This is a genomic window from Spongiactinospora sp. 9N601 (assembly GCF_044326295.1).
Lineage (GTDB): Bacteria > Actinomycetota > Actinomycetes > Streptosporangiales > Streptosporangiaceae > Spongiactinospora > Spongiactinospora gelatinilytica.
The window spans coordinates 1-24,506 of sequence record NZ_JBIRBB010000017.1; the positions used below are offsets into that span (position 1 = coordinate 1).

At 72.0% G+C, this 24,506-nt stretch carries 28 protein-coding genes and 1 tRNA gene; 13 read left to right on the top strand and 16 right to left on the bottom strand.

Going from position 1 to position 24,506, the window contains the following annotated elements:
* Nucleotides 1-605: sensor histidine kinase (locus tag ACH34R_RS33410; RefSeq protein ID WP_397565552.1), on the top strand; the 605-nt coding region annotated here is incomplete at its 5' end.
* Nucleotides 602-1,270, top strand: a complete 669-nt coding sequence (locus ACH34R_RS33415) for a response regulator (protein WP_397565553.1) — start codon at nt 602-604, stop codon at nt 1,268-1,270. The genes ACH34R_RS33410 and ACH34R_RS33415, both read left to right, overlap by 4 nt.
* Nucleotides 1,271-1,278: 8 nt before the next feature.
* Here the strand turns inward: ACH34R_RS33415 and ACH34R_RS33420 are convergent, their stop codons facing one another.
* From ACH34R_RS33420 to ACH34R_RS33450, 7 genes are all read right to left on the bottom strand, one after another.
* Entirely contained in the window at nt 1,279-1,944 is a 666-nt protein-coding gene (locus ACH34R_RS33420; protein ID WP_397565554.1) for a GntR family transcriptional regulator, read from the bottom strand.
* 82 nt (nt 1,945-2,026) lie between these two features.
* Nucleotides 2,027-2,902, bottom strand: coding sequence for a polysaccharide deacetylase family protein (locus ACH34R_RS33425; RefSeq protein WP_397565555.1), 876 nt, complete (start codon nt 2,900-2,902; stop codon nt 2,027-2,029).
* Between the two features lie 20 nt (nt 2,903-2,922).
* Nucleotides 2,923-3,612, bottom strand: coding sequence for a fumarylacetoacetate hydrolase family protein (locus tag ACH34R_RS33430; RefSeq protein WP_397565556.1), 690 nt, complete (start codon nt 3,610-3,612; stop codon nt 2,923-2,925).
* The gene (locus tag ACH34R_RS33435; RefSeq protein WP_397565557.1) at nt 3,609-4,859 is read right to left on the bottom strand and encodes an MFS transporter; all 1,251 of its coding nucleotides are present in this window, start codon (nt 4,857-4,859) and stop codon (nt 3,609-3,611) included. Before ACH34R_RS33435 ends, ACH34R_RS33430 begins: the two co-directional genes overlap by 4 nt.
* Nucleotides 4,856-6,235, bottom strand: coding sequence for an amidohydrolase family protein (locus ACH34R_RS33440; protein WP_397565558.1), 1,380 nt, complete (start codon nt 6,233-6,235; stop codon nt 4,856-4,858). The genes ACH34R_RS33435 and ACH34R_RS33440 overlap by 4 nt, the downstream gene beginning before the upstream one ends.
* Nucleotides 6,236-6,237: 2 nt before the next feature.
* Nucleotides 6,238-6,987, bottom strand: a complete 750-nt coding sequence (locus ACH34R_RS33445) for a sulfite exporter TauE/SafE family protein (RefSeq protein WP_397565559.1) — start codon at nt 6,985-6,987, stop codon at nt 6,238-6,240.
* 82 nt (nt 6,988-7,069) lie between these two features.
* Complete coding sequence (locus tag ACH34R_RS33450; protein WP_397565560.1) at nt 7,070-8,671, bottom strand: ABC-F family ATP-binding cassette domain-containing protein; 1,602 nt, start codon at nt 8,669-8,671, stop codon at nt 7,070-7,072.
* 236 nt (nt 8,672-8,907) lie between these two features.
* Here ACH34R_RS33450 and ACH34R_RS33455 point away from each other — a divergent pair, with 236 nt between their 5' ends.
* Together ACH34R_RS33455 and ACH34R_RS33460 are read left to right on the top strand one after the other, a co-directional pair.
* Entirely contained in the window at nt 8,908-9,465 is a 558-nt protein-coding gene (locus ACH34R_RS33455) for a TetR/AcrR family transcriptional regulator (RefSeq protein ID WP_397565561.1), read from the top strand.
* Nucleotides 9,462-9,905 (top strand): DUF6463 family protein, encoded by a 444-nt coding sequence (locus tag ACH34R_RS33460; protein WP_397565562.1) that lies wholly within the window; start codon nt 9,462-9,464, stop codon nt 9,903-9,905. Before ACH34R_RS33455 ends, ACH34R_RS33460 begins: the two co-directional genes overlap by 4 nt.
* A 100-nt stretch (nt 9,906-10,005) precedes the next feature.
* Here ACH34R_RS33460 and ACH34R_RS33465 read toward each other — a convergent pair.
* Both ACH34R_RS33465 and ACH34R_RS33470 read right to left on the bottom strand, forming a co-directional pair.
* A tRNA-Pro gene (locus tag ACH34R_RS33465) sits at nt 10,006-10,079 on the bottom strand.
* Nucleotides 10,080-10,152: 73 nt separating this feature from the next.
* The gene (locus ACH34R_RS33470) at nt 10,153-11,046 is read right to left on the bottom strand and encodes a metallophosphoesterase (protein WP_397565563.1); all 894 of its coding nucleotides are present in this window, start codon (nt 11,044-11,046) and stop codon (nt 10,153-10,155) included.
* An 82-nt stretch (nt 11,047-11,128) separates the two neighbouring features.
* On the opposite strand from ACH34R_RS33470, the gene ACH34R_RS33475 reads away from it, so the two are divergent.
* On the top strand, nt 11,129-11,584 hold the full coding sequence (locus ACH34R_RS33475; protein WP_397565564.1) for a GatB/YqeY domain-containing protein: 456 nt from the start codon (nt 11,129-11,131) through the stop codon (nt 11,582-11,584).
* 54 nt (nt 11,585-11,638) lie between these two features.
* On the opposite strand, the gene ACH34R_RS33480 is transcribed toward ACH34R_RS33475, so the two are convergent.
* A complete protein-coding gene (locus tag ACH34R_RS33480) occupies nt 11,639-13,858 on the bottom strand; it encodes a transglycosylase domain-containing protein (RefSeq protein WP_397565565.1) in 2,220 nt (739 codons plus the stop codon).
* A gap of 356 nt (nt 13,859-14,214) precedes the next feature.
* On the opposite strand from ACH34R_RS33480, the gene ACH34R_RS33485 reads away from it, so the two are divergent.
* On the top strand, nt 14,215-14,511 hold the full coding sequence (locus ACH34R_RS33485) for a WhiB family transcriptional regulator (protein WP_111168836.1): 297 nt from the start codon (nt 14,215-14,217) through the stop codon (nt 14,509-14,511).
* A 177-nt stretch (nt 14,512-14,688) separates the two neighbouring features.
* Here ACH34R_RS33485 and ACH34R_RS33490 read toward each other — a convergent pair whose 3' ends face one another.
* Entirely contained in the window at nt 14,689-15,819 is a 1,131-nt protein-coding gene (locus ACH34R_RS33490) for an ArsA family ATPase (protein WP_397565566.1), read from the bottom strand.
* A complete protein-coding gene (locus ACH34R_RS33495) occupies nt 15,816-16,820 on the bottom strand; it encodes an ArsA-related P-loop ATPase (protein WP_397565567.1) in 1,005 nt (334 codons plus the stop codon). The genes ACH34R_RS33490 and ACH34R_RS33495 overlap by 4 nt, the downstream gene beginning before the upstream one ends.
* A gap of 78 nt (nt 16,821-16,898) precedes the next feature.
* Here ACH34R_RS33495 and ACH34R_RS33500 point away from each other — a divergent pair, with 78 nt between their 5' ends.
* From ACH34R_RS33500 to ACH34R_RS33515, 4 genes are read left to right on the top strand one after another with little or no spacing between them, the layout of a single operon-like run.
* Entirely contained in the window at nt 16,899-17,054 is a 156-nt protein-coding gene (locus tag ACH34R_RS33500; RefSeq protein WP_199537050.1) for a hypothetical protein, read from the top strand.
* Nucleotides 17,051-17,509, top strand: a complete 459-nt coding sequence (locus tag ACH34R_RS33505) for a RidA family protein (protein WP_397565568.1) — start codon at nt 17,051-17,053, stop codon at nt 17,507-17,509. Before ACH34R_RS33500 ends, ACH34R_RS33505 begins: the two co-directional genes overlap by 4 nt.
* Before the next feature lie 6 nt (nt 17,510-17,515).
* Nucleotides 17,516-18,334: an NUDIX hydrolase gene (locus ACH34R_RS33510; RefSeq protein WP_397565569.1), complete on the top strand. Its 819-nt coding sequence runs from the start codon at nt 17,516-17,518 to the stop codon at nt 18,332-18,334.
* Complete coding sequence (locus ACH34R_RS33515; RefSeq protein WP_397565570.1) at nt 18,331-19,131, top strand: MBL fold metallo-hydrolase; 801 nt, start codon at nt 18,331-18,333, stop codon at nt 19,129-19,131. The genes ACH34R_RS33510 and ACH34R_RS33515 overlap by 4 nt, the downstream gene beginning before the upstream one ends.
* Here the strand turns inward: ACH34R_RS33515 and ACH34R_RS33520 are convergent.
* Nucleotides 19,113-19,793 (bottom strand): Crp/Fnr family transcriptional regulator, encoded by a 681-nt coding sequence (locus tag ACH34R_RS33520; RefSeq protein WP_111168841.1) that lies wholly within the window; start codon nt 19,791-19,793, stop codon nt 19,113-19,115. The genes ACH34R_RS33515 and ACH34R_RS33520 overlap by 19 nt on opposite strands.
* Before the next feature lie 142 nt (nt 19,794-19,935).
* Here ACH34R_RS33520 and nth point away from each other — a divergent pair, with 142 nt between their 5' ends.
* The 3 genes from nth (at nt 19,936) to ACH34R_RS33535 (ending at nt 22,614) form a co-directional block, all read left to right on the top strand.
* Nucleotides 19,936-20,658 carry an endonuclease III gene (nth, locus tag ACH34R_RS33525; RefSeq protein ID WP_397565571.1) on the top strand — a complete coding sequence of 241 codons (723 nt, stop codon included), beginning with the start codon at nt 19,936-19,938 and terminating at the stop codon, nt 20,656-20,658.
* Nucleotides 20,659-20,699: 41 nt separating this feature from the next.
* Nucleotides 20,700-21,350, top strand: coding sequence for an NUDIX hydrolase (locus ACH34R_RS33530; protein ID WP_397565572.1), 651 nt, complete (start codon nt 20,700-20,702; stop codon nt 21,348-21,350).
* Nucleotides 21,351-21,423: 73 nt separating this feature from the next.
* Entirely contained in the window at nt 21,424-22,614 is a 1,191-nt protein-coding gene (locus ACH34R_RS33535; protein ID WP_397565573.1) for a MarP family serine protease, read from the top strand.
* Here the strand turns inward: ACH34R_RS33535 and ACH34R_RS33540 are convergent.
* The 3 genes from ACH34R_RS33540 to ACH34R_RS33550 are packed head-to-tail and all read right to left on the bottom strand — an operon-like array spanning nt 22,611 to nt 24,476.
* Complete coding sequence (locus ACH34R_RS33540; RefSeq protein ID WP_233507997.1) at nt 22,611-23,090, bottom strand: DUF309 domain-containing protein; 480 nt, start codon at nt 23,088-23,090, stop codon at nt 22,611-22,613. The two genes, ACH34R_RS33535 and ACH34R_RS33540, sit on opposite strands and share 4 nt — an antisense overlap.
* Nucleotides 23,087-24,007 carry an alpha/beta fold hydrolase gene (locus ACH34R_RS33545; protein WP_397565574.1) on the bottom strand — a complete coding sequence of 307 codons (921 nt, stop codon included), beginning with the start codon at nt 24,005-24,007 and terminating at the stop codon, nt 23,087-23,089. Before ACH34R_RS33545 ends, ACH34R_RS33540 begins: the two co-directional genes overlap by 4 nt.
* Nucleotides 23,997-24,476, bottom strand: coding sequence for a phage holin family protein (locus tag ACH34R_RS33550; RefSeq protein WP_397565575.1), 480 nt, complete (start codon nt 24,474-24,476; stop codon nt 23,997-23,999). The genes ACH34R_RS33545 and ACH34R_RS33550 overlap by 11 nt, the downstream gene beginning before the upstream one ends.
* Between the last annotated feature and the right edge of the window lie 30 nt (nt 24,477-24,506).

The following is a 24,506-nucleotide window of genomic DNA, read 5'->3' on the forward strand; positions in this document are numbered from 1 at the left end:
TGCGCGCCACCGACGTCCACTGGAGTCCCGCCGACCGCGCCGAACTCCTCGACACCGCCCACGAATCCCTCGCCCGCCTGGACCGCCTGGTCGCCAACCTCCTGGACATGAGCAGACTCCAGGCAGGCGTACTCGGCGCGTCGCCGCAAGCGCTCGCCCTGGACGAGGTGGTGCCCCGCGCGATCGACGACCTCGGGACCGCGCGCGGCCGGGTGACCTGCGACATCCCGGCCGACCTGCCGGAGGTCACCGCCGATCCGGTGCTGCTGGAACGGGTGCTGGTGAACGTGATCGCCAACGCCGTGCGCTACAGCCCCGACGGGCGGCCGGTACTGGTCCGGGCGAGCGGGCACGGCTCCGGAGTGGAGATCCGGATCATCGACCGCGGCCCCGGCATCCCGCAGGAGGACCACGAGCGGGTGTTCATGCCGTTCCAGCGGCTCGGCGACCGGGACAACCACACCGGCGTCGGGCTTGGCCTGGCCCTGTCCCGCGGCCTGGCCGAGGCGATGGGCGGCACACTGACCCCGGAGGACACACCAGGAGGCGGGCTGACGATGATCCTCACGCTGCCGGTCACCGGCCGTACCGGGGTAGCGGCATGACCCGCGTCCTCGTCGTGGACGACGAACCCCAGATCCTGCGGGCGCTGCGGATCAACCTGGCCGCCCGGCACTACGAGGTCGCGGTCGCCGCCGACGGCGGCTCGGCGCTGCGCCAGGCCGCCTCCTTCCACCCCGACCTGGTGCTGCTCGACCTCGGGCTGCCCGACCTCGACGGCATCGACGTGATCCACGGCCTGCGCGGCTGGACCAGCGTGCCGATCATCGTGCTGTCCGGCCGGGCCGCCAATCGGGACAAGGTCGAGGCCCTGGACGCGGGCGCCGACGACTACGTGACCAAGCCGTTCGGGATCGACGAACTGCTCGCCCGCGTCCGCGCGGTCTCCCGGCGCTCGGCGGTGACCGAGTCGGAGAGCGCGCTGGTACGCGTCGGCGACCACGTCGTGGACCTCGTCGGCAAGACCGTCTCCGGCGACGTGCGGCTGACCCCGACCGAGTGGCACATCCTGGAGATCCTGCTGCGCAACCCGGGCAAGCTGATCGCCCACCGGCACCTGCTGACCGAGGTGTGGGGCGCGAAGTTCGTCAAGGAGTCGCACTACCTGCGGCAGTACATGGCGCAGCTTCGCCGCAAGCTCGAACCGGACCCGGGCCACCCCGCCCACCTGATCACCGAGCCGGGGATGGGCTACCGGTTCGTGCCGTGAGGCGTCCGTCAGTGGTCGAGGGGCCGGTAGGCGCGACCGGCCGCCTGGATGTGGGACAGGGCCGCCTCCCCGGCGGCCTGCGGGTCGCCCGCACGGATGCCGGCGATGATCGCGCGGTGCTGCTCGGTGATCGCGTCGGCCCAGTGCGGGTCGTCGAGGTTGGCCACGGTGGTGACCGCGATGCGGTCCCACACCCGGTGCAGGGCGTCTTCCAGGAACGGGTTGCCGGCCGCCGCGCCGATGGCCCGGTGCAGGGCCAGGTTGGCCTGCGCGGAGGCGCGCGGGTCGTGCGCGCGCACCGCGGCCTCGACCCGGTCGACGGCCTCGTCCAGCGCGTCGATCTCGGCGGGCGCGAGCCGGCCCTCCTTCTGCCGGGTGGCGGCCAGCTCGGCCGCCAGGGCTTCGAGCCGGCCGCGCAGCACGAACAGGTGACCGGCCTCGGCGGCGGTGAGCGCCGCGACGGCGACGCCCCTGGCGGCCGGGACCACCAGGCCGTCGGTCAGCAGCCTGCCCAGCGCCTGACGGACCGGGGTGCGGCTGACGCTCAGCTCGGCGGCCAGCACGGCCTCGGTGAGCCGCTGGCCGGGCGCGTATTCACCGGCCGCGAACCGGCGGCGCAGCTCCGCGTACACCGCCTGGGCACTGCCCGGCCGGGGTTCGGGAGAGCTGGGCACGCGGTTAGTATACGCCGTGTGCAAAAAGCTTGATCCTTACAGGAGGTCCGGCCGCGGGCGGGTTTCCGGCCGCTGCCGGGGGTCAGCGCCCGGGTGAGGTGGCACGGTACCAGTCGAGGATCTGCTCCCCGGTCCAGAATTCCACGTCCCGGTGTCCCCGGATGTGGTGCAGGGCCTGCTCGAAGTACTTCAGCCGGTGCGGGGCGCCCATGATGTACGGGTGCACCACCAGCGCCATGACCCGCGCGGAGTCCGCCGAATCCGCGTACAACTGGTCGAACTGGTCGATCGCCCGCTGGTAGTACTCGCGGGCCGGGTGATGCTGGATCAGCATCATCGCGACGTCGTTGCACTCCTGCGTGTACGGGACGTTCACGATGGGCGTGGTCCGCGTGGCCAGCTCCACCGGCTGGTCGTCGAGGACCCAGTCGCAGACGTACTCGTACCCCTCCTCGGCGAGGATGTCCGGGGTCTCCCAGGTCTCGGTGAGCCCCGGGCCCAGCCAGCCGCGCGGCCGTGCCCCGGTGGCGGACTCGATCGCCTCGGTGGTGGCCCGGATGTCCGCCCGCTCGTCGGCGACCTTCTGCATGTTCTTCTGCGTGAACCCGTGGCCGACGAACTCCCAGCCGCGCTCCAGCGCGGCCTTGGTGATCTGCGGGTAGTGCTCCACCGCCTGGCCGTTGATCGCCAGCGCGGCCCGCACCCCCTGGCGGTCCAGCGCGTGCATCATGCGCCAGAAGCCGACCCGGTTGCCGTACTCGTGCCAGGCCCAGTTCGGCACGTCGGGGGCCGGGATGCCGCCCGCGGGCGGGGTGAGCACGGTACGGGGCATCGGGTCGGTGTCGGACCAGGTCTCCACGTTGACGATGACCCACACCACCATCCGGCCGCCGCCGGGCAGCGTGCGCGCCGGGCGGCCCTCGATGGGGTCGTACTCAAGCCGTTCGCTGGGACGCATGGGTGTCTCCTTCAGGTGGCTCATCGGATGGTCACGGTCAGGGCGGGCAGGCCGGTGATCTCGACGCGGATCAGGTCACCGGGGCCCACCGCGGCGACTCCCGCCGGGGTGCCGGTGTAGATGAGGTCGCCCGGCATCAGCCGGTAGGAGCGGGACAGGTGGCTGATGATCTCGGGGACCTTCCACACCATCAGGTCCAGGCCGGTGCGCTGGCGGAGTTCGCCGTTGACGGTCAGCCGCAGCTCACCGTCCAGCGTTCCGGTGGCCTCGGCGGCGGGCACGATGGGGCCGCACGGCGCGGAGTGGTCGAAGGACTTGCCGGCCTCCCACGGGTGCGCCATGGCCCGGCAGTCCCGCTGCCGGTCGCGCCGGGTCAGGTCGATCCCTGCGGCGAACCCGAAGACGTGGCCGAGCGCGTCGGAGGCGGCGACGTCCGCGCCCTCCCTGCCGACGGCGACCACAAGTTCGCCCTCGAACTGCAGGTCGCCGGTGTGCGGCGGATACGGTACGGCGGAGCCGTCCGTGACCACGGCGTCCGCGGGCTTCTGGAAGAAGAACGGGTCGTCGCGCTCGTCGCCCTCGCCCATCTCCCGGATGTGATCGACGTAGTTGCGCCCGACGCAGTAGACGCGCCGGACCGGGAACGCCTCCGGGCGGCCGGTGACGGGCACGGCGGCCTGGGGGAGCCGCCAGAGCAGGGAAGTGGTCATGAGTGATCCCCTGAGGTGTCGGTCGTGCTGAACAGATGCGGGCGCAGGGCGAGCGCCAGGGCCGCGCCGGCCACCGAGAAGCCGACGATCTGGATCATCGCGGCGGTGGTCCACCCGGCCGCGGAGGTAAGGCTGCTGAACAGCAGCCCGGCGGCGCTGGCCGCCACGTAGACGCAGGTCACGAACACGCCGGCGGCGCGGCTCACGCCCTTGGCGTCCACCGCCTTGACCAGGTAGCCGGCCGCCGCGACGTACACGCCGCTGCTGGCGAACAGCCCGAACAGGAACGAGAAGACCGACTGCCAGGCCATCCCCGGCGACCCGAGGAACAGCGCGCACCCGCAGGCCGCGACGCCCAGGTTGAGCAGCGCGAGCACGGCCCGCGGGCTCCACCGGTCGACCAGGTGACCGCCGAGCGGTGAGGCGAACGCCGCCAGCCCGGACAGCCCGACCACGAATCCGGCCGCGCCGGAGCCGAAGCCCAGCTCCTCCCGCAGGTAGCTGGCGTACATGCCGATGAAGGCGAAGTCGGCGAGCCCGAACAGCACGATGATGGCGGCCAGTACCAGCGGGTTGCGGGCCAGCAGCGTGGCCGCGCCGCCGATGTGGCGGACCACGCCGGCCGCCGCCCTGGCCTCGGTGAGCCGCGGCGACACCAGCAGGAGCGTGGCCAGCGCGAGCGCGACGCCGATCGCCGCGTACGCGATCATCGGAGCCCGCCAGGTCCCGTAGCTCTCCATCAGGCTGCTGCCGAAGGACGGGCCGATCACCGACCCGGCGGCGAACGCCATGTTGATGCTGCCGATCGCCACGCCGCGCCGGGCCGGGAACGCGCTGGAGGCCACCGTGATGATCGCGGCGAGCTGGAGCGCCTCGCCGACCCCGGACAGGACGCGCCACAGCAGCATGTCCGCGAAGCCGGTGGAGGCCGCGGTCAGGGCGGTCGCCACGGAGAACAGCAGGGTGCCCGCGACGATCGTCCGCCGCCGGCCGAACATCCGCTCCAGCCGTCCGGCGGGCAGCCCGGCCAGGCCCATGCCCAGGGCGAAGACGGTGGCCTGGAGTCCGGCCGCCTCCAGGCTGAAGCCGTACTCGCTGCGGACCTCGACCAGCAGCACGGGGAAGACCATGCGGTCCATGGCGTTGACCGCGTAGGCGAGCAGCAGCAGGCCGAACATCGCGACCGCGGCACGTGGGGTGAGGGTTTCGTGCCGGGACGTCGTCCGGGCGACGGGGGTGGCGCTCATGGCAGGCTTCTTTCGGGGGTGGAGCCGCTTTCTGGAGTGGAGGGCCAGTCGCCCGCCGCCGCGGCCCTTTCGAGCAGGGCGTCCCTGCGGGCCTCGGCCATGGCGACGGGGTCGGGACCGCCCTCGGCGAGCACCGGCCTGCCGTGCCGCTTGAGCACGCGGCCGTCGGCGATGACGGTGTCGATGTTGTCGATCTGACCGGTGTAGACGAGCCCCTCGGCCGGGTCGCCCGAGGGGAGCAGGTTGACGTCGGACAGGCGCAGGATCACGATGTCCGCGCGCTTGCCGTTCGTGATGGAGCCGGTGACGTCGCCGATCCCGAGGTCCTCGGCGCCGTCGAGCGTCGCCAGCTTGAGCAGCCGGCGCGGTGTCACGGCCGGTGAGCCGGTGCGGGCGGCCTCGATGGAGACGATGGCGCGCAGGTGCCCGAGGATGTCGGCGCTGGTGGGCATGGCGAGGGTGTCCAGGGACAGCGAGAGGCGCACGCCGGCCTCGATGAGTTCGCTGATCAGCGGGAAGCCCATGGTGCGCAGTTCGGTCATCGGGCTGACCGACACCCGCGTACGGGTGCGGGCCAGCGCCCCGATGTCGTCCTCGCTCGCGTGGACGGCATGAATGATCTGCACGTCCTCGCCCAGCAGGCCGAGGTCCGCGAGGCGGGTCAGGCCGCAGGCGCGGCAGCCTTCCTCGCGCAGGCAGCGGTCGCAATGCATGGTGATCGGCAGGCCGAGCGAGCGGGCCGCCGCCCACTCCCGCTCGTAGACGGCGGGCGGCGTCCGGTACGGCCCGCGCAGCGCGACGCCGAAGTCCAGCCTGCCGTCCAGCAGCGAGGAGGGCCAGCGGGCGCGCAGCGCGGCCAGGTCGTCGAGGTCGTTGGTGGCGTCCGGTCCGGCCGAGTCGGGCGGGCCGTAGGAGAAGCGCCCGCGCAGGCCGGAGTCCAGGTGCGCCCGGATGTTGGCGTCGGCGTCCCGCGGCCCGCGTACGTTGTGGTCGAAGTTGTGCACGGTGGTGATGCCGCCGCCGATCGCCTCGGCCAGCCCGAACCTGGCCGCCCAGTAGAAGTCGTCCACCGTCAAGTGCGGCGCGAGCGCCCGCTTGACGGTGAAGTAGTCCCGGCCCGGCCGGTCGCCGACCGTGCCGCGCAGCAGCGAGTTCCACAGGTGCCAGTGGGTGTCCACGAACCCGGGGAGGGTCACCGTCCGGCCCGCGTCGATGACCTGGGCGTCACCGGCCGCGCGGCCGGGGTCGTGCGGGGCGACCTCGGCGATCCGCCCGTCACGGACCAGGACGTCGGCGCGCGGGAGGTCGCCCACGTCCGGGTCCATCGAGATCAGGTACGTGCCCGAGATGAGCAGGTCGGTTCGGTCGGGAAGCATGGTCACCTCAGGAAGAGCGCGACGGACAGGACGAGCCCGGCGGAGACGACGAGCCAGCGGAGGATCTCGGGGGACACCCGGCGGGCGAGGACGACGCCGCCCCGCCCGCCGGCCAGCCCGGCCAGCGACATCACCGTGACGGGCAGCCACTGCACCGGCCCGAACACCGTGAAGGCGAGCGCCGAGACCGATCCGACGATCAGCGACAGCGCGCCCTTGAGCGCGTTGAGCCGGTGCAGGTTCTCGGCCACGAACGCGCCGAGCACGGCGAGCATCATCACGCCGAGCCCGGCGGCGAAGTAGCCCCCGTAGACCGAGACCACGAACTGCGCGGCGAGCAGCCCGCGCCCGCCGTCCGCCGCCCTGGCCTTGGCGAGCCGCCGCGCCACCACCCCCTGCAAGGCCAGCGCCGCCACGGACGCGAGCACCAGCACCGGCACCACGGACGTGAACTGCTCCTGCGGCGCCACCAGCAGGATCGCCGACCCGCAGGCCGCCCCCGCGACGGTCACCGCGGCCAGGCGCAGCACCCGCCCGCCGATCGCGGGCAACTCGTCCCGGTATCCGGCGAGCCCGCCCAGATAGCCGGGCAACGTGGTGAGCGCGCTGGTGACGTTGGCCGCCACCGGCGAGTACCCCATGGCCAGGAGCGCCGGAAACGAGATGAGCGAACCACCTCCGGCCACCCCGTTCACGGCGCCGGCCAGGAAGCCCGCCACGGCGAGGAGTGTGATCTGCAGCGGTTCCAGCACGGCTCTCTTCTCTCGTCACCAACTTTGGATCCCAAGTATCCACTGGATGCATTCGATGTCAAGAGCCTGCTCGGCGCGACGGTCAGAGCTGGAGGCGGGGCCAGCCGACGGTGTCGCGCAGCAGCCGGCGGTCGTGAGTGGCGAGGACCACGGCGGCTCCGGTGGTGGCGAGCGCGTCGGCCAGTTCTTCGACGAGGGTCATGGACAGGTGGTTGGTGGGCTCGTCGAGCAGGATGACCTGGGGGCGGGCGGCCAGCAGCAGGGCCAGGTCCAGGCGGCGCCGCTGGCCGATGGACAGCTCGGTCACCGGGCGGTGGGCGGCGTCGGCGGGCAGCAGGCCGAGGCGGGCGAGGCCGATGGCCTCGGTGCCGGCACGAGCCGCGACGGCCTCGTACACCTCGAACGCCCGCCGCCGCGAGGGCGGCGGGGACTCCTGGGCGAGCAGGCCGACACGCGCGCCGCGCCTGCGCTGCACGGCGCCCGCGTCCGGGGCGAGCGTCCCGGCGAGCACCGCGAGCAGGCTCGACTTGCCCGAACCGTTGGGGCCGGTGACCACCAGGCGGTCGCCGCCGCGCAGGTGTACCGAACAGGGCGACTCGAACCGGCCGTGGGCCACCACGTCGTCGGCCCGCAGCAGGGTGGCCCCGGCGGGCGCGTCCAGCGGCGGCATCTGGAACCGCAGCGGCGGCTCCGGCACGTCGATGACGTGCGCCTCCATGGCCTCCTGCCGCCGGTGCACCGCCCGGACCAGGGCGGGCGCGCGGGTGGCGCGGGTGTGCTTGCCGGTGCCCTTGTCCGGCCGCCATCCGGTGGACAGCCGGTTCTGGGCCGCGGAGAGGTCCTGCGCCAGGCGCTGCCGTTCGAGCCGCTGGTCGCGGTAGGCGGTCTCCCAGCGCTCGCGTTCGGCGCGCTGCGCCTCGCGGAAGCCGTCGTAGCCGCTCCCGTACAGCCGGGCGCGTCCGTCGCTGGTCGGATCGAGGTCCAGGATCGCGGTGGTCACGTCGGACAGCAGCGCCCGGTCATGGCTGACCAGCACCACGCCGCCCGGGTGCTCGCGCAGCCTGCCGGTCAGGTGGTCCAGGCCGCCCGCGTCGAGGTGGTTGGTGGGCTCGTCGAGCAGCAGCAGATCGTGCCCGGCCCCCAGCAGGCAGGCCAGCCTGATCCGGTAGCGCTCGCCCACGGACAGCGTCGCCAGCGGCCGGGCGCGGTCGGTGACCGCGCTCAGCGCGGCCAGCGAGACATCGACGCGCCGGTCGGCGTTCCAGGCGTCGATGGCCTCCGCGGCGGCGAGCGCGTCCGTGTACGCCCGGCCGGCTTCCGGGCGCTCCGCGGCCAGCGCGAGCGTGGCCTCGTCGAAGGCCCGCAGCACCGCGCGGACCTGGGCGAGTTCGACGTCGATGAGGTCGCCGACGGTGCGGTCGGCGGCGATCGGCATCTCCTGGTCGGCGACGCCCAGCGTGCCGGACCGGTGTACCGTGCCCGCGTCCGGGACCAGCGTCCCGGCGAGCACCTGGAGCAGGGTGGTCTTCCCGCGCCCGTTCTCGCCGACCACTCCGAGCCGGACTCCGGGCGAGACGGTCAGGTCGACCCCGGTGAGGACGGGGCGGCCACCGCGGGCCAGATGCAGGTCGGTGGCGTTGAGGTGGGCACGCGCGCGGGCATGCGGCGTTGGATCGGTGAACATGCTTCCTCCGAGCGAGCAGGCTCGCGCGCACCTCGGCAGCTCTCAGTGGCGAGGTGGGGAACCTGAAGGGTGAGAGACGACTACGCGTCCGCCCGGCGTCGCCGGACGGAGGGTCGTCCTCAGAGGAAGTAAAGATGCACGGCGCAACTCTACCTGACGCCCTACTGCTAGGGGCCATACCATGAGGTATGGTATGGCCCATGAGCGAATTCGCGACCGAGCCGGGGTGACCGGCCATGGCATCCCAACGCGACTGGCTGGACACCGGCCTTGAGATCCTCGCCCGCGACGGCGCGCGGGCGCTGACCATCGAACGGCTGTGCGGCGAGCTGGATCTCACCAAGGGCTCGTTCTACCACCACTTCAAGGGCATGACGGGCTACCACAAGGACCTGCTCGCCCACTTCGAGGCCGAGCACACCGCCCGCTTCATCACCGCCGTGGAGGGCTCCGGCGAGCCCGCCCCGGCCCGGCTGCGCCGGCTGCTCGACATCGTCCTGGACGTCGAAAGCGGCAGCGCGGGCCTGGAGTCCGCCGTCCGGGCCTGGGCCCTGGTGGACGCCGACGTACGGGCGGTCCAAGAGCGCGTGGACCGCACGCGCATCGACTACCTGAGCGTCCTGTGGCGCGACCTCGGCGGCCCGGAGTCCGACGTCACCCCCATGGCCAGGCTGCTCTACCTGATCCTGATCGGCGGCCAGCAGGTCATCCCGCCGATCTCCGCGACCGAACTGCGCGACATCTACCAGCGCGCCCTGCGCCTGGCCCCACCCGAGGAGGCGGAAACCGAATGACCACCACGACCACCCCGCGCACGAGCCCCCCTCAGGCGAGCACCCTGACCCGCTGGATCCCGCGCCTGCTCATCGCCGTCGCGGTGCTCCACTTCATCTGGGCCTTCCTCCAGCCCAACGACTGGGCCGGCATCGCCGCCGACGGCTTCTTCCGCAGCATCGTCGACCCCGAGGCCCCCGACTACACCGCCCGCGAGGCGGACGTCTGGTTCATGATCGGCGGCGTCGCGATGCTCGCCCTGGGCACGCTCGGCCGGCACATCATCCGCGTCACCGGCCGCCTCCCCGCCCAGTTCGGCTGGTACCTGCTGGCGATGGGCCTGATCCTGTGCGTCCTCTACTTCCCGGTCACCGGCGGCTGGGCGCCCCTCATCATCGGAGTGCTCGCCATCCTGGCCGCCGGTTCTCGCGGTACGGCACGGCACACACCGCCGAAGTAGCGCTCAGCGTCCCCGGCGCCCAGATCGCCGAGGGCGGCGGGGGCACGAAAAAGGGCCTGATCCGCTGAGCGGATCAAGCCCTCTGTCCGGTCGTGCTGGGTCGGGGTGGCGGGATTTGAACCCACGGCCTCTTCGTCCCGAACGAAGCGCGCTGCCAAGCTGCGCTACACCCCGGTGGCCCGGGCCTGGCGGCCCGTGCTTCGAGAAGTCTAGCGGACTTCGGGGGTGGTTGTGTCAATGATGGTGATCAACGACGGGGGACCAGGGTGAGGAGGGATGCCTCGGGGAAGCAGGCGAAGCGGACCGGGGCGTACGGGGAGGTGCCGAGGCCGGCGGAGACGTGCAGGTAGGCGGCGTCGTGGCGGTGGAGGCCCTTGACGCGGGCGCGGTCGATGCCGCAGTTGGTGACCAGGGCGCCGTAGAAGGGGATGCAGAGCTGGCCGCCGTGGGTGTGGCCGGCCAGGAGGAGCTGGTAGCCGTCGGCGGCGAAGCGGGTGAGGTTGCGCGGCTCGGGGGAGTGCATGACGCCCAGGCGGAGGTCGGCGTCGGCCGGGGCCGGGCCCTCGATGAGGTCGTAGCGGTCGCGGTTGATGTGGGAGTCGTGGATGCCGCCGACGGCGATGTCCAGCTCGCCGACCTTGAGGCGGGCGGTGGTGTTGTTCATGTCGAGCCAGCCCTCGGCGGCCATGGCGGCGCCCAGCTCCTCCCAGGGCAGGGACGGCACATTACGGCGGTGGTCGCCCTTGGAGGTGCGCCAGAGGTAGCGGGCCGGGTTCTTCGGCACGGGGGCGTACATGTCGTTGGAGCCGTAGACGAACAGGCCCGGGCGGGTGAGCAGCGGCTCCAGGGCGTGCAGCAGCGGGGGGATGGCGTCCGGGTGGGAGATGGAGTCGCCGGTGTTGACCACCAGGTCGGGGCGCAGGTCGCCGAGCGAGCGCACCCACTCGATCAGCCGCCGCCGGCCCGGGGTGAGGTGCAGGTCGGAGAGGTGCAGGATGCGCAGCGGGCGCTGTCCCGGGGGCAGCACCGGCACGTCGAAGCGGCGCAGCCGGAACCAGTTGCGCTCGACGACGGCGGCGTACCCGACGCCCGCCACACCCAGCCCCAGCACGGACAGGGGGATCGCTGCTGCTTTTCTCACGTGTTCATCATGCCAGTGTCGTCTGCGGCACGCGCGGTGGCGACCGGCCGGTACGGCGAGAAGGTGCGGCAAGATAAGGCGCATGAGCGCGCTGAAGGACAAGTTGAAGGCCGATCTGTCGGTCTCCATGAAGAGCCGTGACGAGGTCCGTACCCGCACGATCAGGATGGCCCTCGCGGCGATCAGCACCGAGGAGGTCTCCGGGAAGGCGGCCAGGGAGCTGTCCGACGAGGAGGTCGTCAAGGTGCTGACCAAGGAGGCGAAGAAGCGGCGGGAGGCGGCGGAGGCGTTCGCCGGCGCGGGCCGTACGGAGCAGTCGCAGGCCGAGATGGACGAGCACGCGGTGCTCGAGGGCTACCTGCCCGCGCAGCTCTCCGACGAGGAGCTGGAGCGGCTGGCCGACGAGGCGATCGCCGAGACGGGCGCGTCCGGGCCGAAGGCGATGGGCCAGGTGATGAAGGTCCTCACGCCGAAGGTCGCGGGCCGGGCCGAGGGCGGGCGGGTCGCGCAGGCCGTACGCGCGCGCCTGTCACCGTGACGTCCTCGTCACCATGAACCGGGGTACGGCGAGCCGTACCCCGGTCCGCGAGGGTCACTGGAACGGCGTGACGGGCGTGTCCTGCGGAACGCCGAGGCCGTCGTTCCGGTAGTCGTCGGGCCGCCCGTCGTCCCGGCCGCCCGGGTCGGGGCCGTCGTCCTGCTCCTCCTCGTCGGGGAGGTCGTCGCCTTCGGGGAAGGGGAACGGGAAGCCGTCGCGCTCGTCGCCCTCCTCCTTCTTCTCCTTGGGCGGCTTGGGCGCGCAGCCCGTGCTGCACCCGCCGAAGCGGTCCATGTTGATCGCCGTGAACGAACTCGCCTCGATGTCCTCGAGCGCCTTCAGCATCGACTCCTTCCAGATGGGCCCGGAGATCGACGCACCGTAGACGTAGCTCCAGTAACGCCCGCCGATGGTCACCCCCACCAGGTCGTGCCGGAAGGCCCCGCGCGGGTCGCCGATGCTGACGGCCGATGACAGGTCGGGCGTGTAGCCGGCGAACCACGCCGCGGTGTAGTCGTCGGTCGTGCCGGTCTTGCCCGCCGCGTCCCTGCCGATGCCGCCCACATCCTGCATGGTGCCCTTTGTGAAGACGCCGGACAGAATGTGGCTGGCCGCGTCGGCGACCTCCTCGTCGAGCACCTGCTTGCACCGGGGCTTGTGCTGCTTGGCCTTGCCGTACCGGTCGCGCACCTCGGTGACCGCCATCGGCCGGCAGTACTCGCCCCTGGCGGCGATGGTGGCGTAGGAATTGGCCATGGTGACCGGGTCCATCTCGTTGACGCCCAGGGTGAAGGTCTGGACCTCGCGCAGCGAGTCGCCGTCGGCGCGCTTGGCGCCGAGCTTCTTGGCCATGGTCACGACCTCGCAGAGGCCGACCTTTTGTTCAAGGGCCAGGAAGAAGGTGTTGACCGAACCCCAGGTGCCGGTGGACAGGCTCTTGAAGCCGCCGGTGCCCTCGCTGGAGTTGTGGGCCGGTGGGCCGCTTATCGCGCCGACGGAGTTGCCCTCGCAGTCCTTGAAGGCGGAGGCGCTGGGCGCGAGGTAGGCGTTGGGGGCCTTCAGGCCGTCGTCCACCTTCATGCCCTGGTCGAGCGCGGTGAGCAGGGTGAACACCTTGAAGGTCGAACCCGCCTGGAAGCCCGCGCCGCCGCCGTGCGCCCGGTCGGCGGGGAGGTTGTAGCTGATCTGGTTCTTCTTCTTGCTCGTACCGAACTTCCTGCTCGCCGCCATGGCCCTGATCTCGCCGGTGCCGGGGACGACCATCGCCTGTGAGGCGGCGGGCATGTCGCCGGGGTCGACGTAGTGGCCGATGGCCTCCTCCGACGCCTTCTGCATCTTGGTGTCGAGCGTGGTCTTGATGGTCAGGCCGCCGTCGCGGAGCAGCCTGCGGCGCTGCGACTCGGTCTTGCCGAAGGCGGCGTTGGTCAGCATCTCGTGCTGGACGTACAGGCAGAAATAGGGGTACTTGCTCTCGTGGCACCCGCCGGGGATGTCCACGTCCTTCCAGCCGAGCGACTTGGCCTTGGCAGCCGCCGCCTCCTGGTCGCTGATCTTGTCGAGCTCCGCCATCCGGTCCAGCACGATGTTGCGGCGGTCCAGGAGGCGCTTGCGGCTGGCCTTGCCGACGTTGGGGTCGGTGACCGAGGGGTTCTGGACGGCTCCCGCCAGCGTGGCCGCCTCCGCGAGGGTCAGCTTGGCGGCCGGCTTGTCGAAGAACCGCTTGGCGGCGGCCTGGATGCCGTACGCACCCGCGCCGAAGTACGAAATGTTGAGATAGCGCTCAAGAATCTCGTCCTTGCTGTATTTTTTCTCTAGCGCCATCGCATAGCGCAGCTCGGCGAGCTTGCGCGGGTAGGTGGTCGCGGTCGCGGCCCTGCGCTCGGCATCGGTCTCGGCCTTGTTGAGGAGCACGAGCTTGACGTACTGCTGCGTGATCGACGAGCCGCCCTGGCTCACCCCGCCGCTGGAGAGGTTCGTCACCAGCGCGCGGAAGGTGCCTTCCAGGTCGATCGGCCCGTGTTCGTAGAAGCGGAAGTCCTCGATGGCCACAATCGCCTCCCGCATGACCGGGGCGACCTGGTCCAGCGTGATCGACTCGCGGTTCTCGAAGTAGAACTGGGCGAACGGATCGCCGTCTCTGTCGAGCAGTACGGATTTCTCCGGGAGCGGAGGCTCGGCCAGCGCCTCTGGTTTCAGTTGTAGCCCTTCGGTGGCGGACTTGATGGTGATGCCCGCCCCGCCGACGGCCGGGAGTGCCACGGCCGCAGCGAGCACGCCTGTGATCGCGGCTGCGGCGGTTAGCCGTAACACGTTCAAGAGCAGCGGCGACCGATCTGTGGTCTGAGCTTGCACAAGCTCAAGAGTACGACGGCCTCGTGCGTTAAACGGCATGCAAAGTCCAATTTGCCGAACCGAGTCATGTGCCGGCCCCCTTCCCCTGGAGAGGGGTGACTAGTCATTCCCGGCCACATGGTCCGGGATGACCATGTAAGAAATTGGCCCAGCCGGGGGCTGTCGGCCCGAACGTCTGGTTGCGTACGTTCTCCTCTGCGGCAACTGAATAAGGAGGCTCGACGCCCGCGCCCGTCGGCCGACAAGACGACTGACCACCGAAGGGGAGTGGGGTCGAAATGTGGATCACGGATTGGACCTCCCGTGCCGCCTGTCGAGGTGCGGATCCGGACGCGCTGTTCGTCCAGGGTGCCGCCCAGAACCGGGCGAAGCTGATCTGTCGAGGATGCCCTGTCCGTACGGAGTGCCTGGCCGATGCGCTGGACAACCGGATCGAGTTCGGGGTCTGGGGCGGCATGACCGAGCGGGAGCGGCGCGCCCTGCTCCGGCGCCGACCCGACGTGTCCTCCTGGCGCGACCTGCTCGAAACGGCCAAGGAGCAGTACGAGCGCACGAATGAGCTGGTCGCCGGGTAAGCCGCGACCAGGCCGTGGCCCCCGAGTGCGCACCGGCGCGCACCGGCCCGCCACCGGCCGCGCAACAGCCCGCCACGCTGCCATACCGCTATGGCCGCCACACAGCCCGCTGAGCTCCGCCGACCGCGAACAGTCCGGTCGGGAAAGGCCGCGCAGAGCCCGGCCGGGAGCGCTCGGTCAGGTGGCCAGCAGGGCGCCGATCTCCCGCAGTCCGGTGAGGTCGTGGACGTCCACCGGCAGGGCGGGCACCTGAGCCAGCGGCACCGTGGGATGTGCCGAGACGAAGTGGTCGCGCTCGCGGTGTTCGCGGGCCCCGAGTTGCATCCGCCCGGCGTGCAGCCGCAGCACGGCGGCGGTCAGCTCGTGTTCCCCGCGCGCTTCCAGGTCTTCGGCCGCGGCGGCGCTGCGGGTGGCCGACAGCGCGCCCGCCGGAGAGACGTGGGCGCGGTTGACCACCAGGCCGGCGAGCGGCATGCGCTCCTCGGCCAGCCGTTCGACGAAGTAGGACGCCTCACGCATCGCGTCCCGCTCCGGCGCGGCCACGACGAGGAACGCGGTGCCGGGCGCCTGGAGCAGCCGGTAGGTCTGCTCGGCCCGCTGCCGGAAGCCGCCGAAGACGGCGTCCAGTGCGGAGACGAAGGTCTGCAGGTCCTTCAGCACCTGCGCGCCGAGCACCTTGGTGAGCATCCCGGCCACCAGGCCGAACCCGGCGTTGAGCAGCTTGAAGGCGCTGCGCCCGCCCGCCTTGGCGGGCGCGGAGAGCACCCGGATGAGCTTGCCGTCCAAGAACCGCCCGAGCCGTTCCGGCGCGTCGAGGAAGTCGAGCGCGGAGCGCGAGGGCGGGGTGTCCACGATGATCAGGTCCCATTCGCCGGACCGGCGGAGCTGGCCCAGCTTCTCCATCGCCATGTACTCCTGCGTGCCGGAGAAGCTGGAGGACAGTGACTGGTAGAAGGGGTTGGTCAAGATCATGCGGGCCCGCTCCGGATCGGCGTGCGCCTCGATGATCTCGTCGAAGGTCCGCTTCATGTCGAGCATCATCGCGTGCAGGGTGCCCTCGCCCGTGATGCCCTCGACCGGCCGCGGGGTGTTGTCCAGCTCGGTCAGGCCCAGCGACTGGGCCAGCCGGCGCGCCGGATCGACGGTCAGGACCACGACCGTGCGGCCCCGCTCGGCGGCGCGCAGCCCGAGGGCCGCCGCCGTGGTGGTCTTGCCGACGCCGCCGGAGCCACAGCACACGATGATGCGGGTAGCGGGGTCGTCGAGGATCGCGTCGATCCGCAGGGCCGGGGGTTTCCTCGCGCTCACGCGGCTCCCTGGGTGGTCATGGATTCGGACAGTTCGTACAGCCCGGTCAGGTCAACGCCGTCGGCCAGCAGCGGCAGCTCGTACCGCGGCAGGCCCACCTCGGCGAGGGTCCGGCGCTCCGCGCCCTCCAGCCGCATACGGCGGGCGTGCTCGGCCACCTCCGCCGCCAGGGCCTCGGCGGTCGCCGAGGCGTCGCCCGGCCCGTCGGCGAGCCCGGCCGCCTTCAGCCCGAGGGCGAGCTCGGCCACGTCGAAGCGGCCTTCCAGGGCGGCGTCCAGGTAGGAGCCGGGCAGTCCGGCCGGCCGCACCATGTTGATGAAGACCCCGCCCGGCGGCAGCCCGGCCGCGCGCAGCTCGGCGACCCCGTCGATGGTCTCCTGTACCGGCATCTCCTCCAGCAGCGTGACGAAGTGGACCGCCGTCTCGGGGGAGGCCATGACGCCGCGCACGAGGTCGGCGTGGTGTTTGATCGGGCCGACCCTGGCCAGCCCGGCGACCTCGTGGGTCACGTTGAGGAAACGCGCGATCCGCCCGGTGGGCGGCGCGTCGAGCACCACGGCGTCGTAGACGCGCCTGCCGTTCTTGGCGCGACGGCGGACCGCCTCGCTGGTCTTGCCGGTCACCAGCACGTCGCGCAGGCCCGGGGCGATGGTCGTGGCGAAGTCGATGACGCCCATCCTGGTCAGCGCCCGGCCGGCGCGCCGCAGGCCGTAGAACATCTCCAGGTATTCGAGCATCGCCTCTTCGGGATCGATGGCGAGCGCGTAGACATCACCGCCGCCGGGGGCCACGGCGATCCTGCGTTCTTCGTACGGCAGCGGTGGAAGGGCGAAGACCTGGGCGATGCCCTGGCGGCCCTCGACCTCCACGAGCAGCACCTTGCGCCCGCCCGCGGCCAGCGCGAGCGCCAGCGAGGCGGCCACCGTGGTCTTGCCCGTACCGCCCTTGCCGGTGACGATATGCAGGCGGACGCCGTCCCAGTCCGAGTCACGAGCGCTCACGCTTCGAGGCTACCGAACGGTTACTTGACCGGGCGGCCGGGAGCCCCGGTCGTGGGTGCAGATCGCTAATGTGACCCCATGAAGAAATGGGAGTACGTCACGGTGCCGCTGCTCACCCACGCCACCAAGCAGATTCTCGACAACTGGGGCGAAGAGGGCTACGAGCTGGTCCAGGTCATCCCGGGGCCCAACCCGGAGCAACTGGTGGCCTACATGAAGCGGGAGAAGGCATGACCCCGGAGGAGCGGCTGGCCGAGCTGGGGTTGACGCTTCCGCAGGTGGTGCCGCCGGTGGCGGCCTACGTACCGGCCCTGCGCAGCGGCGACCACGTCTACGTCTCCGGCCAGGTGCCGGTGTCCGGGGGCAAGGTCCTGGCCGAGGGCAAGGTGGGCGCGGAGATCGACCCCGACCGGGCCAAGGAGCTGGCCAGGGTGTGCGCGCTGAACGGGCTGGCCGCGCTGAAGTCCGTGGTCGGCGACCTGTCGAACGTCGTGCGCATCGTGAAGGTCGTCGGGTTCGTCGCCAGCGATCCGGCCTTCACCGGACAGCCGCAGGTGATCAACGGGGCGAGCGAGCTGTTCGGCGAGGTCTTCGGCGAGGCGGGCAAGCACGCGCGCAGCGCGGTCGGGGTGGCGGCGCTGCCGCTGAACGTCCCGGTCGAGGTCGAACTGATCGCAGAAGTGCGCTAACGGCTCATGAACGGATTCCCCCTCTCCGGCGCGCTCGATGACCGGGCGCGCGACATCATGGCCGGGCGGCTCGCCCCGGTACGCCCGCGCGACGCGGCGACCGTGGCCGTCGTCCGCCCGGCCGTACCCTCCGGCCTGGAGGTCTACCTGATCCGCCGCAAGGTCAGCATGGCGTTCGCGGCGGGGGCCTACGTCTTTCCCGGCGGCTCTGTGGACCGGCGTGACGTGGAGCAGCCGGTGGCCTTCCACGGGCCCTCTCCCGAGGAGTGGGCGGGGCTGCTCGGCACGGACGCCAGTACGGCGCGCGGCCTGGTGTGCGCCGCCGTACGCGAGACGTTCGAGGAGTCCGGCGTGCTGCTCGCCGGGCCCGGCGGCGACGGCGTGGTGGCCGACACCACGGGGGAGGACTGGGAGGCCGACCGGCTTGCGCTGGTCGGCAAGACGCTGTCCTTCGCCGCCTTCCTGGCCCGCCGCGGCCTGGTGCTCCGCTCGGACCTGCTGCGGCCCTGGGCGCACTGGATCACCCCCGAGGTGGAGGCGCTGCGCTTCGACACCCGCTTCTTCGTGGCCGCGCTGCCGCCCGGCCAGCGCACCCGCGACGTGGGCGGCGAGGCGGACCTGGTCACCTGGGTACGGCCGGCCGACGCGCTGGCCCGCGGCGCGGCCGGCGAGATGCGTCTGATGACGCCCACCCGCCGCACGCTCTCCGAGCTGGCCGAGCACGACGACGTCGCCGCGGTGCTCGCGGCGCCGCGCGAGATCGCGCCCATCCTGCCCGCCGCCGTCGAGGTGGACGGCGATATCTGGATCGTGGAGCGGCCATGAGCGGCCTGCGCATCCCCTTGGGCGGCGGACCCGACGGGTCCGGCACACCACGCGCGGTCAACGTGCTCGCCCCCAACGCCTCGCCGATGACGCTGGACGGCACCAACACCTGGGTGCTCGCCGAGCCCGGCGCCGAATCCGCCCTGGTGGTGGATCCGGGCCCGGACGACGAGGCTCACCTGCGGCGCGTCATCGGCCACCTGGGCGGGCGCAGGGTCGCGGCGGTGCTGCTCACCCACGGGCACGCCGACCACAGCGCGGGCGCGCGGCGCTTCGCGGAGCTGGCCCGCGCCCCGGTGCGGGCCCTGGACCGGGCCCACCGCCTCGGCGACGAAGGGTTGGCCGACGGCGACGTGCTCGCCGTCGAGGGCCTGGAGGTGCGCGTCGTGGGCACCCCCGGCCACTCCTTCGACTCGCTGTGCTTCTGGCTGCCACAGGACCGGGCGATGCTCACCGGCGACACGGTGCTCGGGCGGGGCACCACCATGATCGCGGGCGACGGCGACCTCGCCGACTACCTGACCACCCTGGACAAACTGCGCGCCACCGCGGAGGAGGTCGGCGCGCAGGCGCTGCTGCCCGGCCACGGGCCGGTGCTCGACGACCCGATCGCCGCCCTCGACGGCTACGTCGCGCACCGCAGGCGGCGGCTCGACGCGGTCAGGCGGGCGCTGGCGGCCGGGGCCGGGACCCCGGGGGAGATCGTCGAGATCGTGTACGCCGACGTGGACCGGTCACTGTGGCCGGCCGCCGAGGCGTCGGTACGGGCCCAGCTTCGCTACCTGGAGCGGTTGTAGAGCCGTTCCATGTCGAGGATCACCACGGCCTTGGCCTCGATGCGCAGCCAGCCGCGCTGCGCGAAGTCGGCCAGAGCCTTGTTGACCGTCTCGCGGGAGGCCCCGACGAGCTGGGCCAGCTCCTCCTGGGTGAGGTCGTGGTGGACGCGCAGGCCGTCGTCCACCCGCTTGCCGAACCGCTCGGCGAGGTCCAGGAGCTGCTTGGCGACCCGGCCGGGCACGTCGGTGAACACCAGGTCGGCGAGCACGTCGTTGGTGCGGCGGAGCCGCTGCGCGAGCGCGCGCAGCAGGTGCAGCGCGACCTCGGGGCGGCCGGTGAGCCAGGGGCGCAGGTCGTCGTGGCCGAGCCCGGCCAGCCGTACCTCGGTGAGCGCGCTGGCGCTCGCCGTACGCGGGCGCGGGTCGAACAGCGACAGCTCGCCGAACATCTCGCTGGGACCGAGCACGCTCAGTAGGTTCTCCCGGCCGTCAGGTGACGTGCGGGACAGTTTGATCTTACCTTCCAGCACCACGTAGAGCCGATCACCGGTCTCGCCCTCGTTGAAGAGGGTGCGCCCCTTGGGCAGCGTGACCTCGGTGATGCTCGTGCGCAGGGCCGCGGCGCCCTCGCGGTCGAGCGCGGCGAAGAGCGGGGCCTTACCCAGCACGTCGTCGGTGTTCACGGTTCCTCCATGAAATATGCTCACGCTCGCGCGGTCGGCCGGGCCGGCAACCCCGTCCATCCTGATACCACCCGATCCACGCAGCCATTGTGACGCACCCCACCTGGCGAGGCGCGACGGCCTGCCAGCGTAGGCTGTCCGGGTGCCCCGAAAAGCTGCCGACCCCGCCGGGGAAAGCCGCCTCGCACTGGTACGCCGGGCCAGGCGGATCAACCGGATCCTGGCGGAGACCTACCCCGACGCCCACTGCGAGCTGGACTTCCACAACCCCCTTGAGCTGCTGGTCGCCACGATTCTCTCAGCGCAGTGTACGGACAAACGGGTCAATATGGTCACTCCACTCCTTTTTGCGAAATATCGGACAGCCGCGGACTACGCCGCCGCGGACCGCTCCGAACTGGAGCAGATGATCCGTTCCACCGGGTTCTTCCGTGCCAAGACCAACAGCATCATGGGCATGGCCCAGGTCCTGTGCGACCGGTACGGCGGCGAGGTGCCCGGCAGGCAGGCCGACCTGGTCAAGCTCCCCGGCGTCGGCCGCAAGACCGCCAACGTCGTGCTGGGCGACGCCTTCGGCGTGCCCGGGATCACCGTGGACACCCACTTCCAGCGGCTCAGCCGCCGCTTCCGCTGGACCGCCGAGACCGATCCCGTCAAGATCGAGCACGCGGTCGGCGACCTGATCCCCAAGCGCGACTGGACCCTGCTGTCCCACCGGCTGATCTGGCACGGCCGCCGGATCTGCCACGCCCGCACACCCGCCTGCGGCGTCTGCCCGGTTGCCGCCCTGTGCCCGTCGTACGGCACCGGCCCCACCGACGAGCCGAAGGCGGCCAAACTGGTCCGCACCGGGCCGTTCTCGTGACGGCGGGGAATGCCGCGGGCGACGGCGCGGCTACTGATGGCATGACCGAACCGCAATGGTTGCACGGGCTGGTGGCGTCGTCCGCCGACCGGCCCGTGCCGGCCGCGCTGCGCCCACCCGTCGGCCGGGGCCGGAAGGCGGCCGTGCTGTTGCTGTTCGGCGCCGAGGCGGCGCACGGCCCCGACGTCCTGCTCATCCAGCGCAGCACCCGCGGGCGCAGGCACCCCGGCCAGCCCGCCTTCCCTGGCGGCGGCCTCGAACCTGGCGACGGCGGCCCGGTCGGAGCGGCGCTGCGCGAGGCCGCCGAGGAGACCGGGCTCGACCCCGCCGGGGTGACGGTCGCAGGCACGCTCCCCGAGCTGTACCTCTCGCACAGTGACAACCGCGTGACCCCCGTGGTCGGCTGGTGGCACACGCCGTGCGCGGTCCACCCGGCCGACCCCGCCGAGGTGGCCGCCGTCGAACGCGTGCCCGTCACCGAACTGGTCGACCCGGGCAACCGGTTCACGCTGCGCCACCCACGCGGCGGCCCCGCCGGGCCCGCCTTCCAGGTCAGGGGGCTGCTGGTGTGGGGGTTCACGGCGGGCGTACTGGACAGGGTGCTGGCCGCCGCCGGGTTCGAGCGGCCCTGGGACCGCACCCGCGTCGAGGACCTTCCGCCCGACGTCCTCGGCGTGGCCGCCCGGAGCTGACCGGTCTGTCGCGCGTGCGCCCGTTCTGGGCAACGGGTGCACGTACGCGGTCGCCGCTGGATACGGTTGAAGCGTGCTCGGTGATCTCCTCGACCTCGTCCTGATCGTGCTCATGATCGCCTTCGGCGTCTCCGGATACCGCCAGGGCTTCATCATCGGCGTGCTCAGCCTGATCGGCTTCGTGGGCGGGGCCTTCCTCGGGGTGGCCGTCGCGCCGTCGATCGCCGGGTGGCTGGTCGACGGGTCGATCGAGTCGGCGCTGCTCGCCATCGTGATCGTGTTCCTGGCCGCGATGGTCGGCCACTTCGCCGCCTCGACGCTGGGCGCGGTCGTGCGCAGCCACGTGACCTGGGAGCCCGCCAAGGTCGCCGACGCCGTCGGCGGCACCTTCACCGGCGCCATCTCGGTCCTCGTGTTCGTCTGGCTGGTCGGCGGGCTGCTGGCCAATGGGCCGTTCCAGCCGCTGAGCCAGCAGGTCAACAACTCGCTGGTGCTGGCCACGGTCGACCAGACGCTCCCCGACATGGCCAAGCAGTGGCGGCGCACGTTCAAGAACTTCATCGACACCTCCGAGTTCCCCGAGGTGTTCGAGGCCATCGGCGGCGGCCAGTTCGTGGACGTGCCGCCGCCCGACCAGGGCGTGCTGAAGGGGGCCGCGCTGCAACGCGCCCGCCAGGGCGTCGTCAAGGTCCAGGGCACCGCGCCGAGCTGCGAGAAGAGCATCGAGGGCACCGGCTTCGTCTACGCCAACGACCGCATCATGACCAACGCGCACGTCGTCGCCGGCGTCACCCAGCAGCTCCGGGTCACCGACTACACCGGCACCACGCGGGCCGCCCGCGTGGTGCTCTACAACTCCGACCGCGACATCGCCGTCCTGTACGTCCCCGGCCTGGACCTGCCGGTGCTCCGCTTCGACGGCAAGGTGGACAAGGGCGACCAGGCGATCATCGCGGGCTACCCCCGGGGCGAGGGGTTCCGGCCCCGGGCCGCGCGCATCCGCGTCAAACAGAACGCCGAGGGCTACGAGATCTACCACCGCAAGCAGGTCGTCAGGGAGGTCTACTCGATTCGCGGCGTGGTCCAGCCGGGCAACTCCGGCGGGCCGCTGCTGAGCCCGGAGGGCAGGGTGTACGGCGTGATCTTCGCGGCGGCCACCGACCGGGAGGAGACCGGCTACGTGCTGACCGCGGGCGAGGTCACCCCGGACGCCGAGGAGGGCTCGCAGCGGGTCGAGCGGGTGAGCACCCAGGAGTGCGACTAGCCCCGCTCGCCGTGAAGGCAGGCGCGTAGCGCGTCGATGGCCGGGTCCACCTGCTGTCCGGGGTCGCTCACCAGGGCGCGGGCCAGCCGTACGACTCCCGGCAGATCCATCCCGTAGGGAGCGCGCCCGTCGTACGGCTGGACGCGGTCGGCGCCGCGGGTGAGCAGCGCCGCCGCCCCCCGCGCGTTGCCGCGTTGCAGGTGGGTCAGGCCCACGCAGATCTGGGCGAGGCCCTGCCACAGCTCGCGTTCGTCGTCCGGGGCGTTCTTCCAGCGGGCCTCCAGCACCTCGTGCGCGTGGAACGGCCGGCGCTCGCCCAGCAGCCGCACCGCCTCGGCCACGGCCTCCTCGCCGGAGGGCGCGAAGTCGTCGGGGACGCGTTCCACCCCCGCCGCGTCTCTGGGCAAGGGCCTGCCGTACTCATCGCGCGGACGGGCGTTCCTGGGCCGTCCAGAGGGGTCTCTGTCGCGGCTCACCGGCTCGCCTCTCCGTTGTCCAGCCATTCGATCAACTCGGCGTCGAACCGCTCGGGGTGCTCCTCGTGCGGGAAGTGCCCGACGCCCTCCAGCAGCCGCCAGCGGTAGGACCCCGAGACGTACCGGCCGGACCCGTGCGCGGTGCGCGGCAGCACGCACGTGTCGAGCGCGCCGTGGACGTGCAGGGTCGGGGCCTCGACCTCGGTCCGCATGGACCGGGCGTAGCGCAGGCCGTCCGGGCGGAACTGGGAGCGGCCCAGCCAGCGGTGGTACTCCAGCGCGCAGTGCGCCACCCCCGGGATGCGGAACACCTCGCGGTACTTCGCGGCGACGTCCTCGTCCGGCTTGCGCGGCCCTGACCAGCGGTCGAGCAGCTTGCCCACCCGCGCCGCGCCCCGCGCGGTCAGCCGCCACTCCGGCAGGAACGGAAGCTGGAAGCCCACCCGGCCCACGCTGGCCCGCAACTGCCCGAACGGGTCGGTGGCCAGCGACCTGCGCAGCCGCAGCGGATGCGGCGCGGAGACCGGCACCAGCCGGTGCACCGATTTGGGGTCGAGCACCGCCATGGTCCAGGCGAGCATGCCGCCCCAGTCGTGGCCGACCACGATCGCGCCCGTCTCGCCGAGCGCGCGTACCAGCCCCGCGGCGTCCTGGGCCAGGGTGGGCAGGTCGTAGCCGCGCGGCGGCTTGTCGCTCGCGCCGTACCCCCGCAGGTCGACCGCGACCGCGCGGTATCCGGCGGCGGGCAGCGAGACCAGTTGGTGCCGCCAGGTCCACCAGAACTGCGGAAAGCCGTGCAACAGCAGCACGAGCGGGCCCTTGCCCGCCTCCACGACGTGGAATCGGGTGCCCCCGGCGTGTACCCCGCGGTGGGTCCAGGGCCCCTCGATCCTGGACAGCGACTCGTCAGCGGCCATCGGTCACCGACTCACGCCGGGCGCCGATCTCACCGGCCCCCTCCGGCAGCTTCGCCGCGCCCAGAGAGCCGAGTTCGTCGGAGCCGCCCTTGAGGTGCCTGAGGGTCCGGGTGGTGCGCTGCATCTTGGTCAGGCCCTTCAGCCTGCGCCAGCCGAACAGGACGAGCACCAGCGCGGCCAGGATGTAGAAGACGGTGACGATGGTGAAGGCCAGCGCCTGGGAGAGCCCGGCCGCCACCAGCCAGTAGGCGATCGTGAACGAGGCCAGGATGAGCACCAGGTGCCCGATGAACGCGGCGGCGGCGAACAGCCCGCTCGCGGTGCCCACCCGCTTGGCGTCGAACCTCAGCTCCGCCTTCGCCAGCTCGATCTCCGCCCGGATCAGCGTGGAGATCTGGTCGCTCGCGTGAGCTACCAGTTCGCCCAGGGATTCGTCCTGGGGTGGCCCAGCGGCCGGATTGTGCGGCATGAACGATCTCCTATCGGTAGCCGGGCGTGC

Bases quoted from the DNA above. Each gene is read 5' to 3' on its own strand.
- ACH34R_RS33415 (WP_397565553.1), top strand. From the start codon at position 602: ATGACCCGCGTCCTCGTCGTGGACGACGAACCCCAGATCCTGCGGGCG.
- ACH34R_RS33425 (WP_397565555.1), bottom strand. From the start codon at position 2,902: ATGCGTCCCAGCGAACGGCTTGAGTACGACCCCATCGAGGGCCGCCCG.
- ACH34R_RS33430 (WP_397565556.1), bottom strand. From the start codon at position 3,612: ATGACCACTTCCCTGCTCTGGCGGCTCCCCCAGGCCGCCGTGCCCGTC.
- ACH34R_RS33435 (WP_397565557.1), bottom strand. From the start codon at position 4,859: ATGAGCGCCACCCCCGTCGCCCGGACGACGTCCCGGCACGAAACCCTC.
- ACH34R_RS33440 (WP_397565558.1), bottom strand. From the start codon at position 6,235: ATGCTTCCCGACCGAACCGACCTGCTCATCTCGGGCACGTACCTGATC.
- ACH34R_RS33450 (WP_397565560.1), bottom strand. From the start codon at position 8,671: ATGTTCACCGATCCAACGCCGCATGCCCGCGCGCGTGCCCACCTCAAC.
- ACH34R_RS33455 (WP_397565561.1), top strand. From the start codon at position 8,908: ATGGCATCCCAACGCGACTGGCTGGACACCGGCCTTGAGATCCTCGCC.
- ACH34R_RS33460 (WP_397565562.1), top strand. From the start codon at position 9,462: ATGACCACCACGACCACCCCGCGCACGAGCCCCCCTCAGGCGAGCACC.
- ACH34R_RS33475 (WP_397565564.1), top strand. From the start codon at position 11,129: ATGAGCGCGCTGAAGGACAAGTTGAAGGCCGATCTGTCGGTCTCCATG.
- ACH34R_RS33485 (WP_111168836.1), top strand. From the start codon at position 14,215: ATGTGGATCACGGATTGGACCTCCCGTGCCGCCTGTCGAGGTGCGGAT.
- ACH34R_RS33500 (WP_199537050.1), top strand. From the start codon at position 16,899: ATGAAGAAATGGGAGTACGTCACGGTGCCGCTGCTCACCCACGCCACC.
- ACH34R_RS33505 (WP_397565568.1), top strand. From the start codon at position 17,051: ATGACCCCGGAGGAGCGGCTGGCCGAGCTGGGGTTGACGCTTCCGCAG.
- ACH34R_RS33510 (WP_397565569.1), top strand. From the start codon at position 17,516: ATGAACGGATTCCCCCTCTCCGGCGCGCTCGATGACCGGGCGCGCGAC.
- ACH34R_RS33515 (WP_397565570.1), top strand. From the start codon at position 18,331: ATGAGCGGCCTGCGCATCCCCTTGGGCGGCGGACCCGACGGGTCCGGC.
- ACH34R_RS33530 (WP_397565572.1), top strand. From the start codon at position 20,700: ATGACCGAACCGCAATGGTTGCACGGGCTGGTGGCGTCGTCCGCCGAC.
- ACH34R_RS33545 (WP_397565574.1), bottom strand. From the start codon at position 24,007: ATGGCCGCTGACGAGTCGCTGTCCAGGATCGAGGGGCCCTGGACCCAC.
- ACH34R_RS33550 (WP_397565575.1), bottom strand. From the start codon at position 24,476: ATGCCGCACAATCCGGCCGCTGGGCCACCCCAGGACGAATCCCTGGGC.